This window comes from Paraburkholderia sp. 2C (assembly GCF_054589215.1).
The window spans coordinates 110896-136480 of the sequence record NZ_BAAILL010000042.1 but is presented as its reverse complement, the minus strand read 5'-3'; the positions used below and the strand labels follow the sequence as shown (position 1 = coordinate 136480).

The window sequence follows — 25585 nt, the reverse complement described above, 5'->3', positions numbered from 1 at the left end:
GCGGCAACATGAGCGATGAATTGGGCGATGAACTGGGCGATGAAGTGGGCCGTGAATCGTTTGGCGACGACGGCACACGCCCGCTCAAGGACCGCGTGGTCGACGGATTGCGCACGCTATACGATCCGGAGATACCGGTGAACATTTACGACCTCGGTCTGATTTACGACCTGAAAGTCGACGAGGAAGCCGGGCGCGTCGAAATCCGCATGACATTGACCGCGCCCGCATGCCCGGTCGCCGAAACCTTTCCATCGGTGGTCGAGGAAGAAGTGTTTTCGCTGGCGGGCGTGCGCGACGTGACGATAGAGCTCGTGTGGGAGCCGCCGTGGACGAAGGCGCGCATGACCGAAGCCGCGCGTTTGCAACTTGGCATGTTCTAGCGGGCGCCCGCCGCTTGCTTACACCGTAAAACGCTCCGTAATCCGGCTCGGATACATCGAATCGAACACGAAGCCGCCCGTGAATTCGGCGCCATGGTTGTGCAGCAGATGCATCACGGCATCGAGCCCCATGCGTATCGCCGATTCGACCCAGCCGCCGTCTATCGCATAGGCTTCGCCTGCCAGATAGAGCTTCGATTTCGCGCTGTGTACTTCGTTATAAGCAACGAGCGCATGGTTCGGCTGCAGAATGCCCGCGCGATAGACGCGTCCGGCGCCGCGGATAGTCGGCTGCCTGGACCAGTGGATCACCGCGGACTGTCCTTCATCGACGTAATCGGAGATCTTTCCGGCAAGGCCGCTATGCTTGAGCATCCGGTCGAGCGTCGCGACGCAGCGCGAGACGAGTTCGGTATCGTCGGCTTCGCTTAGCAGATTGATGGATTGCGCGTCCCACGTATAGCTGAGCAGCAGAACACCGGGGTCCGAGATACGCGGGGTCTGCAGCGCGTATCCGTATGTGGTCTCGAGATAATTGTCCGATGCCATCAACTGCGGGATCGCCGTGTTTTCCCAGTAGCGCCTCTTCAACCCGACATAGACCTTCGAGGACGCGAACCAGCTGGACATGCGATCGCCGCCGATCACATCGAATGGCAGTTCGGCCTCGGAAAACCCGTCCATCCGTATCGCGCACCGGTTGCCGGACATCGGTGCGGTGAGCAGCACCGCGTCGTAGCTGCGCTGGTGAGTGGGGCACACGATGTGGACTTCGTTGCCGACGCGCGTAATCGATTCAACGGGGCTGTGCGTATAGAGTTGCACGCGGTATTGCGCGTCGCGCAAGGCGTCGTAGAGGGAAATCGGCGCGACATGCGCGCTTTGCACCGGGCAATACAGCATCGCTTCGGCGAGCGATTGCACGCCGAGATAGCGCGGTGCGGCAAGCGGGTGCCCTAAGGTATCGCTCAGCGATGTGTCGTCGGCGTGGGGTCCGCCCGCATAATCGCCATCGGTATCGAAGCGTCCCTGAATCAGCCGCAAATCGTCGAAGAAGCCGAAGAACAGCATGCGGAATACGATCATCGCGGCAAAGTCGAGATAAGCGGCCCATGGTCCCGCGCCGATGCCCGCGCGTTCGAGCACGCACAGCTCGCGTTCGTTCATGCCCGCGCCGCCGAAGTCGCCGGTGGTGGCCCAATCGTGCCGCACGAGCGCGGGCGTCAGCATCACGTTGCGAAAGCTGTCGCGCCAGTAGCGTTGTTCGACCGCATGCCAGAAGGCAGGCCACTGCGGTGTACCGAATAGCGTTTGTATCGCGGTGACGACCCGGGACGCGAACGCCTGCCACTTCTGTGGCACCGATTCAAGTTCGGGCGTGTCCGGCAAAATGCCGCCGGGCGGTTTCAGATTGAATGACGACAATCGTTCCGAATAGGCGCCGAACGAAATGTCGGCGCGATCGGCGCTTGGAAAGGGCTGCGAGGTGACGCCAAACGTCTCCGCATAATGCGCGAGCGTGGCGGCCGGGCCGGCCGGTTGCGTGAACATTGGAATGCGCATCGCGCCGAGTTCGAATACGGTGTGCTGGCCGGCGACCGGTTGCGAGCGCAACCTTCCACCGATATGCCCGGATGCCTCGTAAATGTCGATATGCGTGACACCGCAACGAAACAGCTCGTGCGCAGCGGTCAAGCCGGCCACCCCCGCGCCAACAATGGCGACGCGCAAGTCGGGCGAGGTATTTCTCGCGATGCCGGCGCGTTGCGTGTTGCGCAGCAACCGCGAAAAGTCGAAGTTGAAGTCGGCGGGAGACGGATAACCGACGCGCCATGCGCCGGGCGTAGCAGGACTATTCATGCGAACGTTCATCGGTAGTGTGTGCGGGAGAACCCGATTCGATTAAACCGATGGTAGTGTTCGTTGCGCCGGCCTACGTTCACGAGAACCGCGAGATGCGTGTCCGGAAACCGCTTTTTACCTGTTTCCTGCGAGTCAGGCCGCTTGCGTCGTGTTGGCTGCGTGCATGCCGTCCGGTGATGGCGCATCATGCGGCGCAAGCGTGCGCGCTTCGCTTGGCGCGACACCGAATCGCTCCTTGAATGCGCGGCTGAAGTGCGATGCACTCGTAAAGCCGCACTCGAATGCAACCTGTGCGACGAGATTGCGCTGCCACGGTGTCGCTGCAAGCAGCCGTGCGGCGCGTTCGAGCCGCACCGACTGTGCATGGCGCATCACCGACATGCCTTGCGCCGTGAAAAGACGGCTCAAATACTTTTCGGATACGCATGCGTGCGCGGCGATCTGCGACGGCGAAAGGTCCGCATTGCCGGCATGACGCGAAATAAACTGCTTCGCCTTGAAGAGGATGGCCGACGGCCCGCGGCCTGTGCGAACCACGGTTGGATCGTGGATGACGATGTCGAGCAGGTCGAGTAACTGATCGCCAAGACGCCGTCTGACGTCGGCGCTCGATGCGCCCGATTGCTGGCCGAGGCATTCGATCAGCGCACGGACCGCTTGCACATCCGGCGAAGACACATCAGGCAGATAGAAGCCGCGCAATGCGCAGCGAAAGCCGCGTTCGCGCAACGCGGAGCGAGGAAAGCGCAGGCCCAGGCCGGTCGCGCGTTCGGTGACCATTTCGCGGTAAGGCTCTTTCGGATCGATCACGACGATGTCGCCCTGGCGAATCACCTGCGTGTGGCCGTGCTGCTCGATCATGGCGGAGCCGCTTTTGACGACCTTAAGAAAGAGATGGTCGTGCGTCAACGGCGACTCGTCCGGAGAGACGGGCGTGATGGTTTGATGACGAAAATCGGCGGACAGGATCGCAACCTGCCCAGCGCTCCAGCTTGTAAAGCCCGAATCGACCGAACGTAGCGGATCCGCCCGGCAGTCGATTCCGAGCGAGCGCAAACTCTGCTGCCATTCGTACTCGCTGGCAGGGCCACGGTGATAGGACAGGTGTCGGGATGGCGTGGTCATCGCAGTGTCTCAATGAATGCGGCTGTGCCAGGTCATATCGGCTTTGCACAGTCTCAGCTTTATTGGACACGCGATGGATCGCTTCTATTCCACACTTGCGAGGTCCGGTGGTCGTTTACGCATCTGAAAGCCCTAAGCTGCCTCGAACAGGTCGATCGTGCCGCTTTTCAGCGGTGCTTGACCGGACCAGCCGGAAAGATATCGAGTGCGATCCCGCCGAGTGTGTCGATCAAGGCCGGCGCTTCATTGAGGCAATCGATGCAGTGAAATTCCATGCCGCCGGATTCAAGGAAAGTATCGCGTCCTTCAATGCCGATCTCTTCGATCGTTTCGATGCAATCGGCCGCGAATCCGGGGCAAAACACATCGACGCGCCAGGTGCCGGCATCGCCAAGGTCGGCGAGCGTCTCGCCCGTCGCTGGAGGCGGACCTTCAACGGAAACGGGCCGCTGCTCCGCGACAAACGCACTGCGTTTGCTGCCACCGTGAACGGAATCAGTAATGCACCATTGCTTTTAGACTATCCGCCTTGCGAACTGAGAAGGCGGCGCCAATGCCGCAGCAGGGTTTCTGCGCCAGCATGGCATCGGCGAGCAGGAGATGGAAATTGTCTGGGATGCGATTTCTTGCATACAACGCCGGGTGCTCACGAAGGTGCGGGAACGACCGTCTCCTTCGCAAACTGAACGGACTGTACGAGGTCGTCCGGCACGGGTTCCTGTATGCCTAGCTGAACCGCTTTGCGAACGAGATCCGCCACTGTCGTTGCGCCCATTTTCTTCATCGCTTCCCGTCGGTAGATCTTCACCGTAATCTCGCTCAGGCACATCTGGGAGGCAATCTGCTTGTTCATCAGGCCATTTACCACGAGCGCCATGACTTCGCGCTGTCGCGGCGTCAGCGAATCGTACTGATGGCGCAGCGTTGTCAGCGAACGCTCGTAGCGCAAGCGCTTCTCGTCGACTTTGAGCGCCTCGGTGACCACATCGAGCAATTCCTGGTCTCGTACCGGTTTCGTCAGGAAGTCGAACGCACCGGCTTTCATCGCTTTGACCGACATCGCGACGTCGCCGTGCGCGGTCATGAAGATGATCGGAATATGAATCTGCCGCTCTCGCATCTGGCTTTGAACGACGAAGCCGCTAGGGCCTCTTAAGCGCACGTCGAGCAGCAGACACGAAGGGGTATCGGGCAGGTCGCTGGTCAGAAAGTCCACTGCGTGAGAGTACGTCTTCGCGTGTATTCCGACCGAACGGAACAGGGATTCGACTGCTTCGCAGATGGGCGAATCATCGTCGATTACATAGACGATTCCGCTGCTGTCGTTGGTCGCCGAGCCACGGCTGTCTGTCTCGCTCATAGATTCTGTACAACCGGCTATATCTGATTTACTGGTTACAGTTCGCGGGTGGCTGACGGTGCGACAGCAAGGGCGAAGCCTGCGAATGGCAAGAAGTCTACTCAATGACAGATATGTTGTCACGGAGAGCGCGAAGAGTTGAGAATTTCATGGCTTGGGATTCACCATGAGAAGGAATGCGTAGGAATGGACGAAACACCGTGCTGACGGCGGGTGTACAAGGCCCACATCAGGCCGCGCGTTTGGCCTTTCGCGTAATCGCGACGAGGCGCCGCAATGTTCCCGCAACCTCGCAATGGCTCCGACCGATCGTTCGGTCCGCTATCTGGACGATCGTGGAGTTCGCAACTATCTCTCCACCGCTGCCGCTGCCGGAAAGACAACTTACGCGTGTAACCGGTATTTCCGCATTTATCATTTCGTCTGGCGCGCGCTCGGCATGAACGCACCAGGACAGCTCCCCACGACTCGCCATAGTGCTGTTCATCTCTAACGTGTCGGGAATCGCTGCGGTCTGCTCGATAAAGCCAACGTCCGCAATACCTGCTTCGACGAGGCGGCATACGTCGCCCACCGAGCCTTCCATCATCGTCAGATTGATCTCGGGGCGCTTGCCAGGCACGGTCACGACGAGTTCGTTCACGATGCCCTGAGAGCGTCCATATAGCGTGGCGACTCGCAATGTCTTGCCGGGCGCGCGGTGGTGCGTCGACCGGATCTGGCCAATGGTCGCGTCCACGAGCTTGTACGCGGCTTGTACCGCGCGCCAGAGCGCATCGCCGTGTTTCGTGAGTTCGATGCCGCGGCCATGCCGGCGAAAAACACGTTGGCCAACGGCGAGCTCGATTTCCCTGAGCTGTTTGCTCAACGCCGATTGGGTGACATTGAGTGCGACGGCCGCCTCGGACAGCGATTTATAGGAGGCAACCTTAACGAATTGACGCAGTTGATAGTCGATGTTCTTCATACCGCATTTCCTCATGCACAGCCGGAAACAGACAATCGAGGTGCCGGGATGGACAGAACTCCTACTGAAATCGACTCAACGAATCGGCACTTGGTGTTCGTACATAGTAGTAGGTACAGTGCATGACAGTCAACGTTCTGTCAGGCTCGGAATAGCTGGTATGAGTGACCGTCTAACGTGAACGGCAAGCGTGTCGGTGCGGCCGTAGCCGACGACGAACGAGATTGAGGTGTTATCGGGCGGGGAGTGGGGTGGTTTGCGCTGGAACGAGCCATCGCGCAAGCGGTTGCGATAGCAGGGGCGCGTTGTGCTACACGCTGTTGCTGGTCGCGTATGGTATCGGCTGGTTTATCCCAGCCGCTCAGGCGGCGCCGCTTGTTCTATTTTTCGATCCGCGTGCGCCGGCAAGTGCTGATGACACGGTGCATTCCCGGTGTACTTGTGTGAACGCGCTGCCGCGATCGCTCATTCGCTCGCGGCGTACTTCTGACGGGCGCGGAAGTTCGCGACCTTGTGGCGATTGCCGCACATCGCCATGCTGCACCAGCGGCGCCGATGTGCTTTGGTTCTATCGTAAAACCACAGCACGCAGTCGTCGGCCTCGCATTTCCTGACAAGCTCGAAGTCTCCGGTTGCGAGCAGTTCCGCGGCTGCTTGCGCGACCGGCGACAGCAACTGCTCCGGCGAGGAGCGCTCGTAGTCGTGCACGACATCGAGATGCCCGTGCGCTTTGCGAACCAGATTCACGTGATAGCGCGCATGGCCGAGAAACGAGTTAAGCGCGGCGATATCCACGCGCTTTCCCTCTTTCTTTTGAATGACCAGCTTCTTGATGACCTCGCGCAGGTGTCGGGCAGCGGCTAGCAGTGCGCCCTTTCTGAATGACGGCTGCTCCTTCGCGTCGAGATACTCCATTGCATGCAACCAGGCGACGACATCGCCATCGGTTTCGAGGTAATCGTACAACTCGCCCTCATTGGTCGCGATCGTATTGACAAAGTCGAGCGCTGGGTGGTCAGCAAGCTGCAGAAACGCTTGGGAAGGGGCAAGCATCAGTCTTCTCCAGTAACCGGGAAACCGATTGTAACCGGTAAAACTGTAAATGACAAGTTATTAACCGGTCATATCTGGCGTCGGCGCTTGCGGTTCCGGTAACCGGTATTCGCAATATACAGGAGTCTGGGCATTCAAGCGTTCGCGATCGGCGTTTTTGCCAACAGCGCTCAGGCAAGCGCGCAATAGGCGTTGCATATACGCGGCGCAGTAAGCAAACGCCTTGACGGGCGAATCGGCTTACGGTTGATGACATAAGTGAATGCCAGTGCAAGTGGGATGTCAAGCATGCGCGACGCAGAAGCGGGTATGAATGCGTAACGGGTGATGATGGGCGCGCTAAGGCATCTGTGCGAAGTTCATTCGCTTCTGAGAGTAGGCGCTATGACGAAAGGAGCGAATAGGCCGCCCGCGTCACTTCAACGCGCTTCCGATACGAAATCGGCCAACCGTTTGCCTAACAGCGTGGGCTCGTCTTCGGGCAAAAAGTGTCCAGCGGTCTCCACGATCTCGATCTTCGCGTTTTGCAACGCGTTCGCGAGCCGATGGCCGTATTCGACGGGCTGAAAATGATCGTGCAAACCCCAGATCAGCAAGACCGGAATGTCGAGCGCTTCAATGTCGGCGATTCGTGCCGCGAGGTCCTCGCTGCGCAGCGCGCGGGCCGCGCGCAAATAGGCGAGACGCCCGGCAACGCCCTGGAAAGGCCGTTCGTATCCGGCAACGAGTTCGGGCGTGACGAGTTCGCTTTTCACGAGCCCTTGCTTCAAGCCCTTGGCAAAGCCGCGCTTCAGGTCGAAATCTTCCGCGCCGAGGATCGCATCCCATGCGGGGTCTTTCAGGCGTGCAATGCCCGGCTCGGGAAACGAGTCGTAAGCGACGCTGTCGACCAATGCCATTCGATCGATCGACAGCGACGCATCGAGCGCAAGCAACTGTGCGACCCCGCCGCCGATATCGTGGCCGACCGCGGCGCCGCGTTGCCATCCCGTTTCACGCATGGCGGCGGCCACGAAATGCGCCTGTGCACGCACACCGATGTCGAGCGCTTCGGGCTTCGACGAATCGCCGTATCCGAGCAGATCGAATGCAATCCAGCCGCATTGCTGCGCGGACAGCTCCGGTGCGACGTGGCGCCAAAGGTGGCGGTTCGTCGGAATGCCGTGCAGCAATACGACGGTAGGCGTTTGAGCGGAGCGCGTATAGGCGATCCGCTGGCCTTCAACGCTGATTGAGCCTTCGAGCGCCGTGTGCATGGCCGGCCTTCAGTGATGGGATGAGTCTGCAAATGCGCCCTGTGCGTCACCGCATTGGACAATCGCAAGGTCGAGACAGGCAATCAGCGCCGTGCGCGAATCGTCGGCGCGTGAGCGGTTCATGGCGCGGCTAATCGCGAAACTGCCCTGAACGACGGTGACGATGGTGAGCGCAATGTGGGCCGCGGGCAGCGTCAATCTGATCGATCCTGCTGCCTGTTCGCTTTCGAGGATCGCCTGCAGCCGCATTTCGAGGTGTTCGAAGTAGCGCGATAAAGGAAGCCGTAGTGCGTCGTCCTGAATCGCCGAATCCCAGACGAGCCGGCCAACGCGGCAACCCGACAACGGCCTTGTGTTTTGCTCGAGAAAGGCCAGCAGCCGATCCTTGAAGCTTCCGCTCTGCGACATCGCCTCGTCGAAATCCGCTATGCGCTCGTCGACGACTTCGACGATTGCGGCACGCGCCAGCGCCTGTTTGCTCGGGAAGTGGTGATAAAAGCTGCCTTGGCCCGAATGACTCTTCAGCTGAATATCGCGCGGGCTCGTTGCTTCGTACCCTTTGTCCCAAAGCAGATCCTTCGCTGCCTCGATGATGTCTTCCCGCCGCCCCATCGCCACGCGCCTCCTGATCGATCTGCATGATGTCCGTCTGCTTGCTGCGTACATACTATTGAGTACAGCCGGTAGGGTCAAGGCGCGCCTGGATCGCCTTCGGTTGACGTTGCGTGGAAACCGGTATAACCGGATACACTGGTTGCACCGTTATTTCAGTTCTGGAAGGTGTATTCGTATGGCGATTGCGAGAGCGATGGAATCGGAGTTCCGTTTTAATTCTGGCCGCGTCTCACTGGACCTCGCTGCGACAATCCGGCGGCGTGCGTCCAAACCGGTCGATGTGATGGCGTCGACGGGCGCGAGCGGCAGATGGCTCAAAGCCGCAGGTCTATTCTCCGATGTTCCGGCGCTTTCCAGAAACGAAGAGGCTCGCCTTGTCGAACTGCGCGAAGCGATCTGGCAGATGGTCACGGGGTCGATGCACGGCAAACTGCCGGAGCGTGCCGTGAGCATCGTCAATCGCGCGGCGAAATACCCGCTCGGCATGCCGCAACTCGATAGCACGACCGGTACGGTATCGGTGGTTTCCGACGATCCGTTGGCAACGGCCATTTCGATCATCGCGCGAGATGCGATCGACCTCGTAACGGGGCCACTGAAAATGCGCGTCAAGCACTGCGACCAGCCCGATTGCAGGATGCTCTTCGTCGATACATCGCCGAGCGGCCAGCGCCGCTGGTGTTCCATGCAGCGCTGCGGCAGCCGCGCGAAAGTCCATGCGTTCAAGCGCAAGCAGGCGGCGATGTTGCGTTCGCATTGAATGTCACGCTCAGCCATCCGGCGAGCGCATATCTGTTATGAGGTTTCCCGGATCCCGCCCGAAGCCGCGTTTGGGCGGCGGGAAGTTTTGTCGCCGCTCACCGGACCAAGGTAGTCCTTATCGTTCTACGACGCGCTCCGCGCTCGACACGTCTGCCTCGATTCAGGACGGAAATAGAAAAGTGTTTTCTTCGGACGCGGGCGAGTCTGCGTTTGGATAAACCGGATCAACCGGTTAATATGGATTGCACTTTGACCTATGAACTGGAGCGGGATATGTCGGACGGTATTCGGGCTTTTGTGTTTGACGCATATGGAACGCTGCTGGACGTCAACGCGGCAGTCAAACGCAACGCGGTGTCGGTGGGGGAGAAGGCCGACGCCTTCGCGGCGATGTGGCGATCGCGCCAGCTCGAGTATTGCTGGACGCGCACGCTGATGAATCGCTACGAGGATTTCTGGACGGTGACGGAAGAAGCGCTGCTCTACACGTTGCGCACGTTCAGGATCGATCACGACACGGATCTGAAAGAACGCCTGCTAAGCGCGTATTTTGTGCTCGACGCTCATCCGGACGCCCGTGAAGCGCTCACCCGTTTGAAAGCTTCGCAAGTCAAAATTTCCGTGCTGTCGAATGGGACGAATCAGATGATCAGGGCTGCGCTCGAAGCCGGCGGATTGCTGGAATTTATGGATGCGACATTATCGGTTGACGATCTGAAAGTCTATAAGCCGGACCCGCGCGTCTATCAGTACGCGTGCGACACGTTGAACGTCGAGCCGCGTGAGGTGGTGTTCGTATCGAGCAATACGTGGGATCTGGCAGGCGCATCGTCGTTCGGCTTCAAGGCTGCGCGTATCAACCGGACACAGTCGCCGCCCGAATACGAGTTCGCGAAGCTGCATAGCGAGCATCGGTCGCTTGTCGAACTCGCGACGCTGATCCGGTAAGGGGGCGGTCCGGCCGCGAACCTCGGGAGAACGGTGTGGTTGAGATGCTTCACAACGTCCGGATTTTTGTGCGCGTGGTCGAGTCCGGTTCGTTTACGGCCGTCGCAAACGAGCTCGGCACCACAGCAGGCAAGATCTCGCGAGCCGTCACGTCGCTCGAGGAACATCTGAATGCCGCGCTGATTCACCGGACCACGCGCCATCTTTCGATGACCGACGTCGGCGAGCGCTACTACCGCCGCATCAAGGCGATTCTGGCGGACATCGACCATGCGAATGCCGAGGCGAGTAACGCGACAACGGTTCCCCAGGGGCGTATCCGCATCCACTCGATGCCTGGGCTCGCGGAAAGCCATATGACGGCCGCGATCGTCGCTTATCAGGCCGCCAATCCCGACGTTTCCGTCGAACTCAGGGTTGAGCAGCGTATGCCGAATCTCGTGGAAGAAGGATTCGACGTATCGTTGCTCGCTGCGCCGAAATTGCCGGATTCCGGTTACGTGTCGCGCGTGTTCGGCGAGACATACGGAATTCTGGTCGCGTCGGAAGATTATCTGATGCGCCATGGCATACCAAAGGATGTCGCCGACTTGAGGAAGCACAGGCTGCTCAGGCTCGAGAGTCCGCTGGGTCCGACGGACGAATGGATTCTCGACGGTCCGGATGGCCAGGTCAGCGTACCGGTACCGGTTTCACCGTTTCAGGCGAACTCGGCCAAGGCGCTCGGCTATGCGCTGCATTCGGGCATCGGGATCGGGACGCTCGCCACCTACACGGTGATCGACGATCTACGCAGTGGCGCAGTCGTCAGGGTGCTGCCGCAGTACCGTCTGCACGCATTCAATATTGTCGCGTTGTATCCGGCTCGTCGATATCTCGATGCGAAGGTGTCGAAGCTGATCGATTCTTTGAAGGACTATATCGCGCCGGCACTCGACGATCTGCACCAGGCGATCGATTCGATCAGTGGCGTGACCGCACAGTCGGACTCGGGCGCAGCCGCGACATAACCCCTGCGCGTTGTCGCGCGTCGCTCGTTGCGCGGCAGGAACCGTAAGCCATCCTGGCGGGCGTTTTGAACAAGTACGCCCCGCACTTTGCAATACATTGGATTCGATAGGATACCGACGGGATTTGAAACGCGGAATCCAGCATCGGGTGCCACGAAAATTATCCAGGAATGTAACTAATAAAAATAGAAATCAGTAGTTAGCCAGGTTGGCCGCGATCGATCCTGAAGCGAGGCGGCCAACCCGTCGATCATCGTTCATGGAGATTTCAATGTCGAAAGGTCATAACGTCCCAGCCGTTTCCGTCAAGCGTATCGAGGCGGATGGCGTCGATGTCTTTTATCGGGAAGCGGGGGCTGCAACGGCGCCGGTGGTTTTGCTGTTGCATGGTTTTCCGTCCTCGTCACATATGTATCGCGAGTTGATTCCGCGCCTTGCGGATCGCTACCGGGTGATTGCGCCGGACTTGCCTGGATTCGGCTTTACCGATGTTCCCGATGCGCGCGGCTACAAGTATTCATTCGATGCGCTCGCGCAGACGATCGCGGCGTTTGTCGACAAGCTCGCGTTGAAACGCTACGCGGTCTATGTATTCGATTACGGCGCGCCGGTCGGCTTGCGGCTCGCCGTGAAGTTTCCGGAGCGCGTCAGTGCACTGATCTCGCAGAACGGCAATGCGTACGAAGAGGGCCTCGGCGATGCGTGGGACCCGATTCGCAAATACTGGGCGCAGCCGACGCCGGCTCACCGCAAGACCGTGCACGACGCGATCCTTAACTTCGAGGGGACGCGCTTTCAATATTTGCACGGTGTTTCGAACCCCGATTCGGTCGCGCCGGAGTCGTACACGCTTGATGCGGCGCTGCTCGAGCGTCCCGGCCAGAAAGATATTCAGCTCGACCTGTTCCTCGACTATCAGTCGAACCTGAAGCTTTATCCGGTATTCCAGCAGTTCTTCCGGGAAAAGCTGCCGCCCACGCTAGCTATATGGGGGAAAAACGACCCGTTCTTTATTCCGCCCGGCGCCGAAGCCTATCGTCGCGACAATCCGAAAGCGGTGGTTAGGATGCTCGATACAGGGCACTTCGCACTGGAGACCCACGTCGACGAAATCGCGTCGACGATGCGTGATTTTCTGGCGGAGAGCCTGAAGGCCTGAGGCTGGACGCCGCGAATTGCCTGACCCGCGCATCGCGGTCAGGCAACCCGTGGGCGAAGGCGGCAACGCATGTACGGGACGGATGGATGAGGCATACAACATCGCGTAACCGGTAATGATGGATTTGACAAGTTAAATATGTTCGTGCAACTATTTTTATAAGAATTCGGCTGCTGGCCGACCGACACAGCAACGCACCTGCAACCATGAAAACCAACGTTGACTATCAGGCCAGACTTTTCATAGAAATAGCGGCTCACAAATCCCTGTCCGCGGCGGCGGAAGCCTTGTCGCTGACGCAATCCGGGTTGAGTCGACATCTGGCGAGCCTTGAGGAATTTATCGGGCAGCCGTTGTTCATTCGCCATGGGCGCGGGGTCGAGTTGACTGAAGCAGGGCGCAAGCTGCTTGAAGTGGTCAGCGCTGCGTATCAACTCGTGGACAACACCATTCTGCAATTGCGTAACGAACACGGTGTGACCGACGGCAGCATTCATATCGCGACGATCCACACGCTGAGCTATTACTTCATGGCTGAAGTCGCCGCGAAGTTCATGGCGCAAAGGCCGAGCGCGAGCCTCGCGTTGTTGGGGCGCAGTTCGACGGGCGTCGTGGAACTGGTGGAGAGTGGGAGGGCGGAGATTGGTTTTGCGTACGACTCGGCGGTCGCATCCGACCAGCTCGAAATCACACCGCTATTCGAAGACACGATGTGTCTCGTCGTACACGAGCGTTCGCGCTTTGCTTCGAGAGCGAGTGTCGACTTGCGCGCGGAGTCCATGCCGCTCGTTGCGTTTCCGATGGGCTACGCGTTACGCAAGATGCTGCACACGAAGGAATTCGACGCGACCGTCGCGGCGGAGGTCGAAACCGTCGATGCGATGCTCAAGCTCGTGTCAATGACAAACGGACAATGCATCCTGCCGGCCCTGATTCCCGAAAAGCTTCTTCAGGAATATCAGCTCGTGCGCGTGAAGATCGAGCAGCCGTTGATGCGCCGCTTGATCGTGGCGGTGACGCGGCGCGGACGCCCGCTGTCGGGCATGACCGCGCTGATGCTCGAAATCGCGCGTGAAAGCGCATCGAAAGTGATGAGCGTGGCCTAGCTGGCGGCGCAGAACGGAGCGGACTTCACTGAGCGGACTACACTGAGCCGCCATAGCAGCCAGTTCATAGCAGCTATCTCGCCGGCTTCATGGCTTGTCCGGCGGGATTCTCCGATACTCGATTCAACCATGCAGCATTCAGATATCCTCATGTCGTCGAAATAAGACGATCTCCATATAGAACGATATGGCATGCGAACCAATATGAAGATCGGTCAATTCGAACCCAACCACTGAACTTGCGGAGGTAATGAGAAATGGAAAGGAAAATTGCGATTGTGACCGGCGCGAGCCGTGGCATCGGGCGCGCGACGGCGATTCGTCTCGCGCAAAACTTCGGCGGTGTGGTCATTGCAGCGCGCGATGCGGAGTTGTTGAAGGTAACGGCCAAAGACATCATCGCGGTTGGTGCGGAATCGCTGGAGGTCTGTGTCGATCTGCGCGATCCGGCGGCAGCCGACGCCATGGTCGCGAAGACGCTTGACCGGTTCGGTCGAATCGACGCCGTGGTCAACATCGCCGGCGCGGTACCGCAAGTCGACGTGCTCGAAATGACCGACGCGCAATGGGACGACGGATTCGCGCTCAAGCTGCACGGCGCGAGAAGGCTGGCGATTCGTGCGTGGGATGCGTTGAAGGCGACACGCGGTGCGGTCATTTTTACGTCGGGCAATTCAGCTGAAGCGCCGAAGTCGGGCTTTGCGGCCGTCGCGACGGTCAACGCGGCGATCGTCGCCATGGCAAAGGCATTCGCGGACCGCGGCATCGGCGACGGGGTGCGGGTGAATAGCGTGCTTCCCGGCCCGGTGATGACCGATCGCCGCCGCTCGTACATGGAGAAATATGCGGCTTCTCACGGCATGGCGGTGGAAGAGGCACTGCAGAAATTCCCGGAACTGGCGGGTATTACGCGCTACGGCAAGCCGGACGATATCGCGGAACTGATGGCCTTCATCCTGTCTCCCGCAGGCGAATGGCTGATCGGCGCGGCGTTGCGGATGGATGGCGGCGAAGTGAAGGGTCTTTGAAAGTGCAAGCGTCAGGATACATCGACGCTTAGCTATCGCAACGGCCGAGTCGCGGATGCATTGCCATTCGCGGTCGGGTTTCGAAGCCAGTATGGCGAGATCACGAGGTATGAAACGGGCAATCGATTTTCAGGCCTTCGATCTTTGCCGCGTGAAAGACGGGCAGATCGTCGAGAACTGGCACCTGCAAGACAATCTGACGCTGCTCAAACAGCTCGGTGTAATCAGGCAGTAGTGAATGCCGGTCACGATTGTGTCGCATTGAACTAGCGCTTGAAATAGCGCTTGAACTCGCGCTTGAACTCGCGTTCGAAATCGCATGCCGGTTTTGTCGCCGTCGCGCAGCGATGAAGATACGGCATGCGAGAGGTACTTTTCTGTGGGGCGATACGCGTGGCCCCGTGTTCTTCCCTCCATCGCTTCCCTCCGGTATTTCCACGTTATCGCATTCTATCTAACGACATCCATTCGATTCCCTAATTGTTGTCATTTCATTGCCCTCTGGAAGAGCGCAACCATTTGTCGCTGTGAAGGACGACGAGGTATGAGCACAAGGTATGAGCGGGCACTCATACCTGATTAGCCGATTCGAATCTTTATGTTGAGATGAACCGCCGACCTATGCTAAAGAAATGATGCGCATGGGTAGTGATTCATTTCAGGCGTAACTTGTCAAATATATGGTTAACAGTTACAGTCACGATTCATTTTTTTGGAGGATTCAATGGCTTCGCCATTGGCATCAGTACGCGCCCAGGACGCGGTGCTCGAATTCCTGAATACCGTTGTACCGCGTCACGGGCAGTTGCTGGATCTTTTTCAATCCGACGAAGATGTGCTTGCCTGGCTCGAACGGGCTGGTTTTCTCGATATGATCGTCATGCGCGAAGACGTCATGTATCGCGACCTCGCGATCGAGGCGCGGCAATTGAGGGAGAACGTGCGTCAGCTGGTGTTGCAGCGAAAGCTGGGCCAACTCGTGGATGCGGAGTTGCTCAACCCGGTGTTGAGCGCCGGCAGTTATCAGATGGAACTCGTGGAGGACAGCGAGGGCAATTTGAATGCGCTATACCGGTTTGCGGCGCAAACCTCGACACAGGTGCTGTTGCCTGTCGCGATCGCGGCAGCGGAACTGCTCACGCGAGGCGATTTCTTGCTGATTCGTCAGTGCGAATCGCCGGATTGTCCTCTGTGGTTTTACGACAGAACGAAATCGCATCGGCGCCGCTGGTGCAACATGACGATTTGCGGGAACCGTCAGAAAGCGGCCCGCTTTCGCACGCGGCTGCTTTGCGGCGGCCTCGTCGAGCAATGAATGGGCGGGCTCTTGCTGGGGAGCCCGCAAAGAGAAGTTACGCAACCCCGCCATCGTGGCCTTTGCGGCGCGCGCGATACGCCGCCACCTTGCGGCGATTGCCGCATCTCGCCATGCTGCACCAGCGGCGGCGGTGGGCCTTGGTTCGATCGTAGAACCATAGCGAGCAGGCATCGGACTCGCATTTCCTGATTAACGTAAAGTTGCCGGCAGCGAGCAACTCGGCTGCCGCGTTGGCGATTTGCGCCAGAAACTGCTCGGGCGTCGAATGATCGTATTCATGCATGAGCCGCACCTGGCCGTTCGGCTGCCTGACCAGATTGAGCCTGTAGTGACCTTGCGTCAAAAACGCATTCAGCGATTCCACGCCGACTTTCGCACCTGCTTTCCGCTCGAATAGCGCTTTTCTGATCGCCTCCCTAAGCGAGCGCGCGGCGTCGACCAACGTGCCTTCAGCAAAGGGCGGCAGCTTCGTGGTGCTGACAAGCCGATTGGCCTGCATCCATTCGACCACGTGCCGATCGCTCGCAAAATACTCGTACGAACGCGTGTCGTCGGATGCGGAGGTGTTCAGGAAATCGAGCACTGTGTGGTCGGATAGCGCCAGGAATGGGGTAGACATAACAGGTTCTCCAGTAACAGGCCATCCGTAAAGAGTAACTGTTAAATGTTGATATGACAAGTTACTCATAGATGCGCATATTCGATCATCGCAGATGTGAAAATGGCTCAGGGCTGAAGATTTTCCATGACCAGGATACCGGCAAGGACTGCGGCCCGCAGGCAAGCGCGGGTCTTCGCACAGACGGTGCTTCGCGGAGGGGCCGGGAACGCGAACCGCGCCATAAGGGAAGTAGACGAGGGGGGTGAAGAACGCCGGCACCCGGCGCCCGATCAGGTAGGGAGCGGAAAACTCGCTAGTTACGCACCGACTGGTTCGGCGATTCGCGGCCGCTCATGCACTCATGCCTCGCCGGTCACGCAACGCGTCGCGCCGCAGCGCCCACGCGCACAGCGCAAATAGCACGAGCGCCGCAAAGAAAAGCACACACGACACCCAGGGCAAATGCGCGGTCGCAATGCCGTGTCGAATCAGCAGCGCGCTGGCCGCCGATCCGATCGCGCCGCCCAGATAAATCGTGGAGTTGTTCAAGGCGAGCACGAGCGGCCCATGCTGCGGCGCAATCGAGAGCAGCCGGCTTTGTTGCGCCGGAAACAGGAACCACATGTTCATGCCGAAAATCGCCACGGAGCAGGCGTTTGCGACAATCGACGAACCGGCAAGGCCTAACCACACAAGATTCGCAATCTGCAAGACGAGTGCGATGGCGATGACGCGTTGCGATCCGAACCGGTCGCTTAGCTTGCCGCCGACATGGTTGCCCAGCAGGCAGCCCACGCCGAACGCGCCGTAGATGGCGCTAAGCCCTTCCTTGTTCATGCCGCGCTCGGTCATCGCGGCGCCGAGATACGTGAAAAGCGAGAACATGGCCACATACCAGACGAGCGAAGGCGCCATGCCGAGCAGCACCTCGCGATTGGCTAAAGGCGCAAAGCGTGCGGCGAAACCGGGTGCTTGCGCTGCGGCGGGCGGGTCGACGTGCGGTAGCCGCATCGCGAGTCCCGCTGCGCCGATCAGAGAGAGCGCCGTGACAAACCAGAAGGTACTGGGCCAGCCGAAGCGGTTTCCGACGTACGTGCCGATCGGCACGCCCACCACGAGCGAGATGGTGATACCCGACAAGACCGCGGACAACGCGGCGCCTCTTCGGTCCGGTCTCGCGAGTGTTGCGGCCAGACCGTAAGCCGCCGGCGAGAACACGCTCGCCGCAAAGGCCGCGACGATGCGCGTGCCGATCAGGAATGCGTAGCCTGGAGACAGCGCGGATGCCGCGTTGGCCAGAGCAAACGCAGTCAGCGAGATAACGATGAGCGGTTTGCGCGGGATATGTGCGGTGAGTCCGGCGAGCACGGGTGCGCATACCGCGTAAAACACCGCGTAAGCGCTGACGACCTGGCCGGCTGCCGGCACACTGACATCGAGGCTTCGCGCAAGGGCCGGCAAAATGCCTGAAACGACATTGAAATCCGTGCCGATTGCGAAAAAGGCAAGCGCCAATAGCCATACGCGGCGATCGAACGCGGGTGTTTCTGTGACTTGAGCCATTCTGTTCCTGGGACTGAGCGGAGCGTTCGACATGCGGGGTGCTCCAGTTAAAACACGTTTTCCGTGTATTAAGTGCCGAACGGGCGAAGGCCCTGTTCTATTCCCAGGCTGAACCGCAAAGCGCGATGGTCGATCGTCGTGGTCAATTATTGCCGATCGCATTCCTCCCGATAGCAGAAAATGTGTAGGCGTTTCGCGCGAGGAAACGCATGCTGAACCCCGCATTCACTGTGCGTCGTGAAAGATCACGCCAATCGTGTGCCGATGCCCCGAGCGAAGTCGGCTGACACCATGGCGCAAATTCACGCGATAAATGCCACGCGTGCCTTGCACGGGCCGGCTATTGACCGTAAAGATCACGGCATCGCCCTTGCCAAGCGGCACGACTTCGGCGCGCGACTGCATACGCGGACGCTGCTCGGTCATCACGAATTCACCACCGGTGAAGTCTTTGCCGGGTTCCGACAACAGGATGGCTACCTGAATCGGAAAGACATGCTCGCCGTACAGATCCTGGTGCAGGCAGTTGTAATCCCCGGCCTCGTATTGCAGCAGCAGCGGCGTCGGCCGCGTCTGCCCGGCATCGTGGCAGCGCCTGATAAAGTCGCGATGCGATGACGGATAGCGCACGCCGATACGCAGCGCCTCGTTCCATCGATTCGCGACGTCGACGAGGTGAGGATAGAGCGCGCCGCGCAGCTTGCCGATGATCTCGGGCAGCGGGTACGCGAAGTATTTGTACTCGCCACGCCCAAAGCCGTGCCGCTCCATCACGATGCGCGAGCGGAACAGATCGTCTTGTGTGTAAAGCGCAGTGAGCCGATCGCATTCTCGTGGGTCGAGCAGGCCGGCGGCGGTCGCGCAGCCGAAGCGGTCGAGTTCATCTTCGATGCGCGGCCAGTCGAGCGAAGCGATGCGCTCGTCGATGGTCCCGCCTGAAACGTTTGCCGCGGCGCGAGTGGCGCGCCGCGCCCCCTGCATAACGACGTTCATCGTGTACCTTCCGTATCGTTGTCCAGACTTTCACTGTCGAAAGCCTGGTATACCGATGCCGTGAGGTGCGCACACTCCGGGTCTTGCGCTCCAATTCGGCGCAAACGGTTCAGTCGATATAGCGCAGGCCGAGCGTTTTGAGCGGTTCGCGCATCTGGTACATATCGAGACCGAGCACGCCCGATGCGAGCTTTGCGCGCTTTTCGGCTTCGTTTGCTTCTCGCGCGTCTGCTTTTTCGAGTGTCTGCAGCGCCTTTGCGGACGGCACGACCACTACGCCATCCTGATCGGCAACGATCACATCGCCGGGGTTCACGAGCGCGCCTGCGCATACCACGGGCACGTTGACGGACCCGAGCGTCGCCTTGATCGTGCCCTTCGCGGAAATCGCCTTACTCCACACGGGAAAGCCCATCTCGGTCAGCACGGTCACGTCGCGCACGCCCGCATCGATAATAAGCCCGCGTGCGCCGCGCGCCTTGAAACTCGTCGCAAGCAGGTCGCCGAAATAGCCGTCGGTGCAATCGGCCGTGACGGCGGCCACGACGAGATCGCCGGGCTGGATCTGTTCGGCCGCGACATGCAGCATCCAGTTGTCGCCGGGATGCAGCAACACCGTGACCGCCGTGCCCCACGCATGCGCACCGGTGTAAATCGGGCGCATATAAGGCTTCATCAGGCCCGTGCGACCCATCGCTTCATGCACCGTGGCGCTGCCGAGCGCGCCGAGACCGTCCGCGACACGGCTGTCCGCGCGCGCGATGTTACGGTAAACGACTCCGAGTTCTTCCATGGTCAGTATCCTGTTTAGCGTCCTGCTCAACGTCCGGTTAACGTTCCCGCTCAACGTCCCGCTCAACGTTCCCGCTCAACGTTCCCGCTCAACGTTCCCGTCTAACGTCCCTGAGCGAGAAGCGCGGCATGCAGGCGCGGATAGACGCGCCGCGCATTGCCCTCATAGATCTTGTAGCGCTGTTCGGTGCTCACCTCCGCGGCTTCGACATAGCGCTTCGTATCGTCGAAGTAATGGTGAGTCTCCGGATCGATGCCGCGCACCGCGCCGATCATTTCGCTGGCGAACAGAATGTTGTCGACGGGAATCACACGTGTCAGCAGATCGATGCCGGGCTGATGATAGACACAGGTGTCGAAGAAGATATTGTTCAGCAAGTGTTCCTGCAGGGGTGGTTTCTTCATCTCCTGAGCGAGCCCGCGAAAACGTCCCCAGTGGTAGGGCACCGCGCCGCCGCCGTGCGGAATCACGAAGCGCAGTGTCGGGAAATCGCGGAACAGGTCCGACGTCAGGCATTGCATGAACGCGGTGGTGTCCGCGTTCAGGTAATGCGCGCCCGTCGTATGGAAACACGCGTTGCAGCTCGTGCTCACGTGAATCATCGCGGGAATGTCGTACTCCACCATCTTTTCGTAGATCGGGTACCAGTAGCGGTCGGAGAGCGGCGGGCTCGTCCAGTGCCCGCCGGAAGGATCGGGGTTCAGATTGATCGCGACGTTGCCGTACTGCTCGACGCATTTGACGAGTTCGGGAAGGCACGTCGCCGTATCGACACCGGGGCTTTGCGGCAGCATCGCCGCGGCAATGAAATGCGCGGGAAACAGCTGGCTGACGCGATAGCATAGTTCGTTGCAGATCGCGGCCCATGTGCTCGACACGGCAAAGTCGCCGACGTGATGCGCCATAAAACTCGCGCGCGGGCTGAACACGGTCAGGTCCAGTCCGCGTTCGCGCATCAGGCGCAACTGGTTCGTCTCGATCGATTCGCGCAGCGCGTCGTCGCTGATGTGCAGCTCCGACGGTTTCGGCATCTCCGCCGGATTGCCGAGCGCGGCAATCTGGCGGTTGCGCCACACTTCCAGCGCTTTCGGCGCGGTCGTATAGTGCCCGTGTACATCGATAATCATCCGCTTAACCCTGTTAGCCTTGTTAACGCTGCATGGATGTTGTTAGCGCGAGACCGCATTGTCCGCACGGTTAGCCGCGCGGTTTGCCGTCAGGCTCGCGTGATCGACATGATCGGCGGACGGCGTCGCGTCATCGCTGACCTGCGTAAGATCGCGTCCGCGCGTCTCCGGCAGCATCAGCGCAGCGGTCACGACGAGCAGATACGATACGCACGCGCACAGCCCCATCGCCGCGCCGAGCTCGAGCTTTGCGCTCAGTACGCCAACCATGGTCGGCATGATCGCGCCGATCGCGCGGCCCGCGTTGCCGCAGAGCCCTTGTGCCGAGCCGCGGATGCGCGTCGGAAACAGTTCGGCGATATAGGCGCCGGTGCCCGCGGCCGTGCCCGATTGCAGCGTGCCGAGCACGAAGCCGAGTACGAGCGTGACGGGCAGCGTAATCGGCGCGAGCGTATAGGTTGCGACCGCAACGGCCTGCAGACAGGCGATCACGATAAACGTGCGGCGGCGGCCGAAACGGTCGGCCATCCAGCCGTTGAGAAACGCGCCGGCGAACGAGCCGAGAATATTGATCGCGAGATAGCCGCCGACGTTGGTGATCGACAGGTGCAGCACGAGCTTCAGATACGCGGGCAGCCACGTGATCATCACGTAATTGCCGCCGTAGATGCCGAACGTGAGCAAAATCGCCTTGAACGTGGTCATGCGCGTCGGGCCTTCGAACACGGCCCAGATGCTCGGGCGATCGGCCGCATGCGCGCGGAGGTTCTGCGCGAACACCGGCGCTTCCTCGATATGGCGGCGAATCCACAACACGAGCAGCGTCGGCACGATGCCGACCGCGAACAGCACGCGCCACGCAAGCGACGGTGCGAACGAACTGAACAGCAGCGTGGCAAGCAGCACGGCGAGGCCATAGCCGATCGCCCAGCCCGCCTGCAGCGAGCCGACCGCGCGGCCGCGCACCTGCGGGCGGATCGTCTCGCTGATCAGCACCGCGCCGACGGCCCATTCGCCGCCGAAGCCGAGCCCTTGCAGGCCGCGCGTGATCATCAGTTGCTCGAACGAATGGGTCAACGCCGAAAGCAGCGTAAACAGCGAGAACCACAAAATGGTAATTTGCAGCACGCGCACGCGGCCGTAGCGGTCCGCCAGAATGCCCGCGATCCAGCCGCCCAGCGACGCCATGATCAGCACCGTCGTGCCGAGCAGCCCCGCCTCGCCGCGCGTCATGCCCCACAGGGCGATCAGCGTCGGGATGGCGAGCGCGTACATCTGCGTGTCCATCGCGTCGAGGCCCCAGCCGCTGAAACATGCCCAGTATGTGCGCTTCTCGGGCTTCGTCAGATCCTTGTACCAGCTAAGCATGCTCATTCTCCTCCGGCTTCCCCGATGGCGAGGAAGGCCTTGTCTTCGATGAAGGACGCGCGCGCGGCTTTCGCGCGTCGGCGCCTGTGTGGGGCGATGCGCCGGCAGATGCGGCGGACCGCGCGGCGGCGGTGGCCGGCACCGCCGCGGCGGCGAGCAGCGGCGCAGGGTCGCCGCCGAGCGCGGCCGTGGCTTGCGCCGCGCACTGCAAAAGCCGTGGACGATAGCGCTCCATTTCGTCGATGCCCATGCGCGTGATCGGCCCGACAATGCCGAGCGCGCCGACGAGTTCCTGTCCGACGCGAAATACCGGCGCGGAAATGCCGGCCGTTTCCGGGTCCCGCTCGCCGATCGACAGATACACATGGCGTCTGCGCACCTCGTCGTACGGCGCGCCGGGCTCGCCGGAAAACGCGAGCAGCACGCGGCCGCCGGCGCCGCGATCGAGCGCTTGCACATCGCCCGGATGCACTTCGGCGCGAATCGAGTGGCGTGACGAGATGCGATAGAGACACACGCGGTGGTCGCGCTCGCGCACATGAAACGACACCGCTTCGCCGGTCTCGACGTTGAGCGCCTTCATGACGGGCAGCAGAACGTCGCGCAGATCGAAGCCGGCCTCGTAGATCGCGCTTAAATGCATGATCGACGGGCCGATCCAGTAGCGGCCGTCGTCGCGCCGGTTCAGCAGATGATGATGACAGAGCGCCTGCGCGAGCCGCGACAGCGTGCTTTTGTAGAGCCCTGTGCGCTCCGACAACTGAGTGAGCGTCAGCGGTTCGTCGTCGCGCCGGAACGCAAAAAGAATCGATGCCGCGCGATCTAGCACATCGATGCCGCTGGCGGTGACGCCTTGCGGCGTACGCGCGGTCTCGCTGCTACGAGGCATATCGGTCTCCCGTTTATTTTCCGGATGTTCTATCAGATAGAACCAGAATTCATTGGATGGAACAATGCTAATACACGCTTTTGGCCAGTGTCAAACGCGCTCGCGCGCGTTTTCAGGGCAATCAGGCAGGGCGGGAGTGAGGGGTGAGGGGCGGACGAAAGCGCGTTAAGCGCGCTTCAGCAGCCGGGCCGAAAAACGATCGTCCGGCGGGCGATGCGATTCGCACCCGTGCGACGCCTCTTGCGGCGTCCGGGTCGACGAGCAGCGACGCAAACGCGAGCCCGATTGCGATCACCGCATTGAGCGCGCGCGGCCACGACAGCGCGATTTCAGGCGGCTTGCGTGGAAATTCTGATCACGTTCGTGCCGGTGCATCCCCCGATTTCCATGTCCACCAGTTCCAGTTCGTGTCGGGTGTCGCATCCGCGTAATCGGGCCACAGGTTTGAATCGGGCTGCCTCGACAGCAGGCCGACCCTGCTCCAGTCGCTGTCCCACGCATACATGTACTGGGTGTAGAAGGGCGTTGTTTCGCCCTTGTTGTAGTACTTGAGGTCGTAGCCTTGCCAGATGCGATCGTACGGATACTGCGCGGCGATGGCCGCGCCGGCGGCGGCGCCGGCCGTGCCGCCAAGGTATGCGCCGGCCGGATTGGCGCCGCTGCCGACAAAGCCGATGACGGCGCCGGCGGCCGTCGCACCGCCGACCGTCATGGCCTTCTCGAAGCCGGTCAGATCGCTGCTGGCCAGTACTGGCTGATGCGCGGTAATGACGGCCTTGCTGCCGTCCGTAAAATCGAACTGCCGGACGTGCGGATTGCCGCCCACCGGTTCGCCATACTGAAAGAACCGGCCCTGCGTGTCCCAATCCGCGCTGCTGGCCGCGTACGCGCTCTGGTATCCCTCGGGCTTGCCCAAAGGGGCGCTGTCGGCGAAGGGGAAAAACGATACCTCGCCGTCATGGAAGCGCAAACGCGCGACATCGTCCGGCTGCATTCCATTCGGCACCCCGAGCGAGGTGTTATGAGGCACGCTGCCGCTTGCACCGGGGGCATCGAGTTCATGGAAATCGTCGCTGGCGTTCCGGGCATCGCTAATGTTTTCGAGTCGTTCAAAAAACGCGCGCTCATGCCCGGCGTGGCGCTGTGCGGTGTCGAGCAGCCCTGTCCGGTTTACTTGCGTGCACCAGGCGGTGCGAGCCGGATCAGCGTAGCCCCGGAATGACGGCAAGTCCCAGCCCATCTCGCTTGCTATGCGTTGCGCAATAATCTCGGTAGGCCCCATGTGGCTGTCCGTACTTACGGTCGGATCGGCTGAACCCGCCAGATGGTGAGTGACTTCATGCATCAATGTTTGCTGCCACGCCTGGAAAGCGGGGGTGTCCGGGTTCGGTGCCGCGCCGAGATTCACAAACGGCCCGATGTTTCTCCATCTGGGCGTCGCCTGGGTTAGGGGAAAGATGGGTGTTGGCTCAGTTCCGTTTTGCGATTGCAGGTAGGAAACCGTCATTCGGCCGATGGGTGTCCATGCGCGGGTGTAGGAAGGCCTGCGGCTGTATCCGTTCCTGTAGGTGAGATTCTCGATACGTTCGCCACCGCGATTTACGCTGTAACTGATGACCGCGCGGAACGTCGGCGACCGATTCGTGGCATCGATCAGGGTGTTGCTGATCATATCGGCCGTTTGCCGATCTGCCAGTCTCGGACGGCTTGCCACGACAGAACGCATGGTACCGATGCGCGCGGAAGACAGCTGTTCCTCGCTCAGTGGCGCCTGCGTGCCGGCACGCAGCACATAGTCGGCGAATTCGTCGGCTGATCGGTCTGGCGGGCTGGCGTCGTCGCGCTTGACACGCGATTTCACCAGGCCTCCGCTTTGCGGGAGTGGCCGGTTCTCCGGCCGGGAATTGTCTGGCTTGATGCCATAAGCGGATGCAGCAGACCAGCCACCTGACCGTGTGTGTAGCGTGTCCATATACCGTCCTGACACATTCGAATCGGATAGCCAATCATCCTGCGCATTGTTGTGCGACGGGTAGTGAATAGGTCGCCCGTCGTCTAACCCGGTTACGTTCTTGCCGGCGCGTCACCGGTTTTCCATGTCCACCAGTTCCAGTTCTTATCGGGTTTCGCGTCCGCGTAATCGGGCCACAGGTTTGAATCAGGCTGCCGGGATAGCAGGCCGACCCTGCTCCATTCGCTGTCCCACGCGTACATGTACTGGGTGTAGAAGGGCTTTGTTTCGCCCTTGTTGTAGTACTTGAGGTCGTAGCCTTGCCAGATGCGATCGTACGGATACTT

Annotated in this window: 26 protein-coding genes; 10 read left to right on the top strand and 16 right to left on the bottom strand. The window is 60.3% G+C overall.

Features of this window, described 5'->3' with window-relative positions:
- The first annotated feature begins 8 nt into the window (after positions 1 to 8).
- On the top strand, positions 9 to 383 hold the full coding sequence (locus ACYPXD_RS20655; RefSeq protein WP_459715237.1) for a DUF59 domain-containing protein: 375 nt from the start codon (positions 9 to 11) through the stop codon (positions 381 to 383).
- 18 nt (positions 384 to 401) lie between these two features.
- On the opposite strand, the gene ACYPXD_RS20650 is transcribed toward ACYPXD_RS20655, so the two are convergent.
- A complete protein-coding gene (locus ACYPXD_RS20650; protein ID WP_459715234.1) occupies positions 402 to 2243 on the bottom strand; it encodes a flavin monoamine oxidase family protein in 1842 nt (613 codons plus the stop codon).
- Between the two features lie 135 nt (positions 2244 to 2378).
- On the bottom strand, positions 2379 to 3371 hold the full coding sequence (locus tag ACYPXD_RS20645) for a helix-turn-helix transcriptional regulator (protein WP_459715232.1): 993 nt from the start codon (positions 3369 to 3371) through the stop codon (positions 2379 to 2381).
- Between the two features lie 107 nt (positions 3372 to 3478).
- Here ACYPXD_RS20645 and ACYPXD_RS20640 point away from each other — a divergent pair, with 107 nt between their 5' ends.
- On the top strand, positions 3479 to 4057 hold the full coding sequence (locus ACYPXD_RS20640; RefSeq protein ID WP_459715230.1) for a hypothetical protein: 579 nt from the start codon (positions 3479 to 3481) through the stop codon (positions 4055 to 4057).
- Here ACYPXD_RS20640 and ACYPXD_RS20635 read toward each other — a convergent pair.
- The 5 genes from ACYPXD_RS20635 to ACYPXD_RS20615 form a co-directional block, all read right to left on the bottom strand.
- Positions 4018 to 4731: a response regulator transcription factor gene (locus ACYPXD_RS20635; RefSeq protein ID WP_459715788.1), complete on the bottom strand. Its 714-nt coding sequence runs from the start codon at positions 4729 to 4731 to the stop codon at positions 4018 to 4020. The two genes, ACYPXD_RS20640 and ACYPXD_RS20635, sit on opposite strands and share 40 nt — an antisense overlap.
- 229 nt (positions 4732 to 4960) lie before the next feature.
- Positions 4961 to 5698: a LysR family transcriptional regulator gene (locus ACYPXD_RS20630; protein ID WP_459715228.1), complete on the bottom strand. Its 738-nt coding sequence runs from the start codon at positions 5696 to 5698 to the stop codon at positions 4961 to 4963.
- A 465-nt stretch (positions 5699 to 6163) separates the two neighbouring features.
- Entirely contained in the window at positions 6164 to 6751 is a 588-nt protein-coding gene (locus tag ACYPXD_RS20625) for a CGNR zinc finger domain-containing protein (RefSeq protein ID WP_459715226.1), read from the bottom strand.
- Positions 6752 to 7170: 419 nt separating this feature from the next.
- A complete protein-coding gene (locus ACYPXD_RS20620; RefSeq protein WP_459715224.1) occupies positions 7171 to 8007 on the bottom strand; it encodes an alpha/beta fold hydrolase in 837 nt (278 codons plus the stop codon).
- Positions 8008 to 8016: 9 nt separating this feature from the next.
- Positions 8017 to 8619 carry a TetR/AcrR family transcriptional regulator gene (locus ACYPXD_RS20615; RefSeq protein ID WP_459715222.1) on the bottom strand — a complete coding sequence of 201 codons (603 nt, stop codon included), beginning with the start codon at positions 8617 to 8619 and terminating at the stop codon, positions 8017 to 8019.
- A gap of 178 nt (positions 8620 to 8797) precedes the next feature.
- Between ACYPXD_RS20615 and ACYPXD_RS20610 the strand changes: the two genes are divergently transcribed.
- The 8 genes from ACYPXD_RS20610 (at position 8798) to ACYPXD_RS20575 (ending at position 15950) form a co-directional block, all read left to right on the top strand.
- Positions 8798 to 9382: a CGNR zinc finger domain-containing protein gene (locus tag ACYPXD_RS20610; RefSeq protein ID WP_459715220.1), complete on the top strand. Its 585-nt coding sequence runs from the start codon at positions 8798 to 8800 to the stop codon at positions 9380 to 9382.
- Positions 9383 to 9657: 275 nt separating this feature from the next.
- Entirely contained in the window at positions 9658 to 10332 is a 675-nt protein-coding gene (locus tag ACYPXD_RS20605; protein ID WP_459715217.1) for a haloacid dehalogenase type II, read from the top strand.
- 44 nt (positions 10333 to 10376) lie between these two features.
- Positions 10377 to 11342, top strand: coding sequence for a LysR family transcriptional regulator (locus ACYPXD_RS20600; RefSeq protein WP_459715215.1), 966 nt, complete (start codon positions 10377 to 10379; stop codon positions 11340 to 11342).
- A 271-nt stretch (positions 11343 to 11613) separates the two neighbouring features.
- Entirely contained in the window at positions 11614 to 12501 is an 888-nt protein-coding gene (locus tag ACYPXD_RS20595; RefSeq protein ID WP_459715212.1) for an alpha/beta fold hydrolase, read from the top strand.
- 206 nt (positions 12502 to 12707) lie between these two features.
- Positions 12708 to 13607, top strand: coding sequence for a LysR family transcriptional regulator (locus tag ACYPXD_RS20590; RefSeq protein ID WP_459715209.1), 900 nt, complete (start codon positions 12708 to 12710; stop codon positions 13605 to 13607).
- Positions 13608 to 13864: 257 nt separating this feature from the next.
- The gene (locus ACYPXD_RS20585) at positions 13865 to 14635 is read left to right on the top strand and encodes an SDR family oxidoreductase (RefSeq protein ID WP_459715207.1); all 771 of its coding nucleotides are present in this window, start codon (positions 13865 to 13867) and stop codon (positions 14633 to 14635) included.
- A gap of 55 nt (positions 14636 to 14690) precedes the next feature.
- The gene (locus tag ACYPXD_RS20580; protein WP_459715205.1) at positions 14691 to 14870 is read left to right on the top strand and encodes an ester cyclase; all 180 of its coding nucleotides are present in this window, start codon (positions 14691 to 14693) and stop codon (positions 14868 to 14870) included.
- Between the two features lie 489 nt (positions 14871 to 15359).
- Positions 15360 to 15950: a CGNR zinc finger domain-containing protein gene (locus ACYPXD_RS20575; protein ID WP_459715203.1), complete on the top strand. Its 591-nt coding sequence runs from the start codon at positions 15360 to 15362 to the stop codon at positions 15948 to 15950.
- Between the two features lie 37 nt (positions 15951 to 15987).
- Here ACYPXD_RS20575 and ACYPXD_RS20570 read toward each other — a convergent pair whose 3' ends face one another.
- From ACYPXD_RS20570 to ACYPXD_RS20530, 9 genes are all read right to left on the bottom strand, one after another.
- Complete coding sequence (locus ACYPXD_RS20570; protein ID WP_459715200.1) at positions 15988 to 16641, bottom strand: CGNR zinc finger domain-containing protein; 654 nt, start codon at positions 16639 to 16641, stop codon at positions 15988 to 15990.
- 264 nt (positions 16642 to 16905) lie between these two features.
- Positions 16906 to 18117, bottom strand: a complete 1212-nt coding sequence (locus ACYPXD_RS20565; protein WP_459715198.1) for an MFS transporter — start codon at positions 18115 to 18117, stop codon at positions 16906 to 16908.
- A gap of 225 nt (positions 18118 to 18342) precedes the next feature.
- Positions 18343 to 19110 (bottom strand): 2OG-Fe(II) oxygenase, encoded by a 768-nt coding sequence (locus tag ACYPXD_RS20560; protein WP_459715195.1) that lies wholly within the window; start codon positions 19108 to 19110, stop codon positions 18343 to 18345.
- A gap of 109 nt (positions 19111 to 19219) precedes the next feature.
- Complete coding sequence (gene ligK, locus ACYPXD_RS20555; protein WP_459715192.1) at positions 19220 to 19903, bottom strand: 4-carboxy-4-hydroxy-2-oxoadipate aldolase/oxaloacetate decarboxylase; 684 nt, start codon at positions 19901 to 19903, stop codon at positions 19220 to 19222.
- 101 nt (positions 19904 to 20004) lie between these two features.
- Positions 20005 to 21030: an amidohydrolase family protein gene (locus tag ACYPXD_RS20550; RefSeq protein WP_459715190.1), complete on the bottom strand. Its 1026-nt coding sequence runs from the start codon at positions 21028 to 21030 to the stop codon at positions 20005 to 20007.
- A 42-nt stretch (positions 21031 to 21072) separates the two neighbouring features.
- Positions 21073 to 22398 (bottom strand): MFS transporter, encoded by a 1326-nt coding sequence (locus ACYPXD_RS20545; RefSeq protein WP_459715188.1) that lies wholly within the window; start codon positions 22396 to 22398, stop codon positions 21073 to 21075.
- Positions 22391 to 23287, bottom strand: coding sequence for an IclR family transcriptional regulator (locus ACYPXD_RS20540; protein WP_459715186.1), 897 nt, complete (start codon positions 23285 to 23287; stop codon positions 22391 to 22393). Before ACYPXD_RS20540 ends, ACYPXD_RS20545 begins: the two co-directional genes overlap by 8 nt.
- 355 nt (positions 23288 to 23642) lie before the next feature.
- The gene (locus ACYPXD_RS20535; protein ID WP_459715184.1) at positions 23643 to 25259 is read right to left on the bottom strand and encodes a M85 family metallopeptidase; all 1617 of its coding nucleotides are present in this window, start codon (positions 25257 to 25259) and stop codon (positions 23643 to 23645) included.
- Positions 25260 to 25351: 92 nt separating this feature from the next.
- A partial coding sequence (locus ACYPXD_RS20530; RefSeq protein ID WP_459715182.1) for a hypothetical protein occupies positions 25352 to 25585 on the bottom strand: 234 nt, incomplete at its 5' end.

Bases quoted from the DNA above. Each gene is read 5' to 3' on its own strand.
- ACYPXD_RS20655 (WP_459715237.1), top strand. From the start codon at position 9: ATGAGCGATGAATTGGGCGATGAACTGGGCGATGAAGTGGGCCGTGAA.
- ACYPXD_RS20650 (WP_459715234.1), bottom strand. From the start codon at position 2,243: ATGAATAGTCCTGCTACGCCCGGCGCATGGCGCGTCGGTTATCCGTCT.
- ACYPXD_RS20645 (WP_459715232.1), bottom strand. From the start codon at position 3,371: ATGACCACGCCATCCCGACACCTGTCCTATCACCGTGGCCCTGCCAGC.
- ACYPXD_RS20635 (WP_459715788.1), bottom strand. From the start codon at position 4,731: ATGAGCGAGACAGACAGCCGTGGCTCGGCGACCAACGACAGCAGCGGA.
- ACYPXD_RS20630 (WP_459715228.1), bottom strand. From the start codon at position 5,698: ATGAAGAACATCGACTATCAACTGCGTCAATTCGTTAAGGTTGCCTCC.
- ACYPXD_RS20625 (WP_459715226.1), bottom strand. From the start codon at position 6,751: ATGCTTGCCCCTTCCCAAGCGTTTCTGCAGCTTGCTGACCACCCAGCG.
- ACYPXD_RS20620 (WP_459715224.1), bottom strand. From the start codon at position 8,007: ATGCACACGGCGCTCGAAGGCTCAATCAGCGTTGAAGGCCAGCGGATC.
- ACYPXD_RS20615 (WP_459715222.1), bottom strand. From the start codon at position 8,619: ATGGGGCGGCGGGAAGACATCATCGAGGCAGCGAAGGATCTGCTTTGG.
- ACYPXD_RS20610 (WP_459715220.1), top strand. From the start codon at position 8,798: ATGGCGATTGCGAGAGCGATGGAATCGGAGTTCCGTTTTAATTCTGGC.
- ACYPXD_RS20605 (WP_459715217.1), top strand. From the start codon at position 9,658: ATGTCGGACGGTATTCGGGCTTTTGTGTTTGACGCATATGGAACGCTG.
- ACYPXD_RS20600 (WP_459715215.1), top strand. From the start codon at position 10,377: ATGCTTCACAACGTCCGGATTTTTGTGCGCGTGGTCGAGTCCGGTTCG.
- ACYPXD_RS20595 (WP_459715212.1), top strand. From the start codon at position 11,614: ATGTCGAAAGGTCATAACGTCCCAGCCGTTTCCGTCAAGCGTATCGAG.
- ACYPXD_RS20590 (WP_459715209.1), top strand. From the start codon at position 12,708: ATGAAAACCAACGTTGACTATCAGGCCAGACTTTTCATAGAAATAGCG.
- ACYPXD_RS20585 (WP_459715207.1), top strand. From the start codon at position 13,865: ATGGAAAGGAAAATTGCGATTGTGACCGGCGCGAGCCGTGGCATCGGG.
- ACYPXD_RS20580 (WP_459715205.1), top strand. From the start codon at position 14,691: ATGCATTGCCATTCGCGGTCGGGTTTCGAAGCCAGTATGGCGAGATCA.
- ACYPXD_RS20575 (WP_459715203.1), top strand. From the start codon at position 15,360: ATGGCTTCGCCATTGGCATCAGTACGCGCCCAGGACGCGGTGCTCGAA.
- ACYPXD_RS20570 (WP_459715200.1), bottom strand. From the start codon at position 16,641: ATGAGTAACTTGTCATATCAACATTTAACAGTTACTCTTTACGGATGG.
- ACYPXD_RS20565 (WP_459715198.1), bottom strand. From the start codon at position 18,117: ATGGCTCAAGTCACAGAAACACCCGCGTTCGATCGCCGCGTATGGCTA.
- ACYPXD_RS20560 (WP_459715195.1), bottom strand. From the start codon at position 19,110: ATGAACGTCGTTATGCAGGGGGCGCGGCGCGCCACTCGCGCCGCGGCA.
- ligK (WP_459715192.1), bottom strand. From the start codon at position 19,903: ATGGAAGAACTCGGAGTCGTTTACCGTAACATCGCGCGCGCGGACAGC.
- ACYPXD_RS20550 (WP_459715190.1), bottom strand. From the start codon at position 21,030: ATGATTATCGATGTACACGGGCACTATACGACCGCGCCGAAAGCGCTG.
- ACYPXD_RS20545 (WP_459715188.1), bottom strand. From the start codon at position 22,398: ATGCTTAGCTGGTACAAGGATCTGACGAAGCCCGAGAAGCGCACATAC.
- ACYPXD_RS20540 (WP_459715186.1), bottom strand. From the start codon at position 23,287: ATGCCTCGTAGCAGCGAGACCGCGCGTACGCCGCAAGGCGTCACCGCC.
- ACYPXD_RS20535 (WP_459715184.1), bottom strand. From the start codon at position 25,259: ATGGACACGCTACACACACGGTCAGGTGGCTGGTCTGCTGCATCCGCT.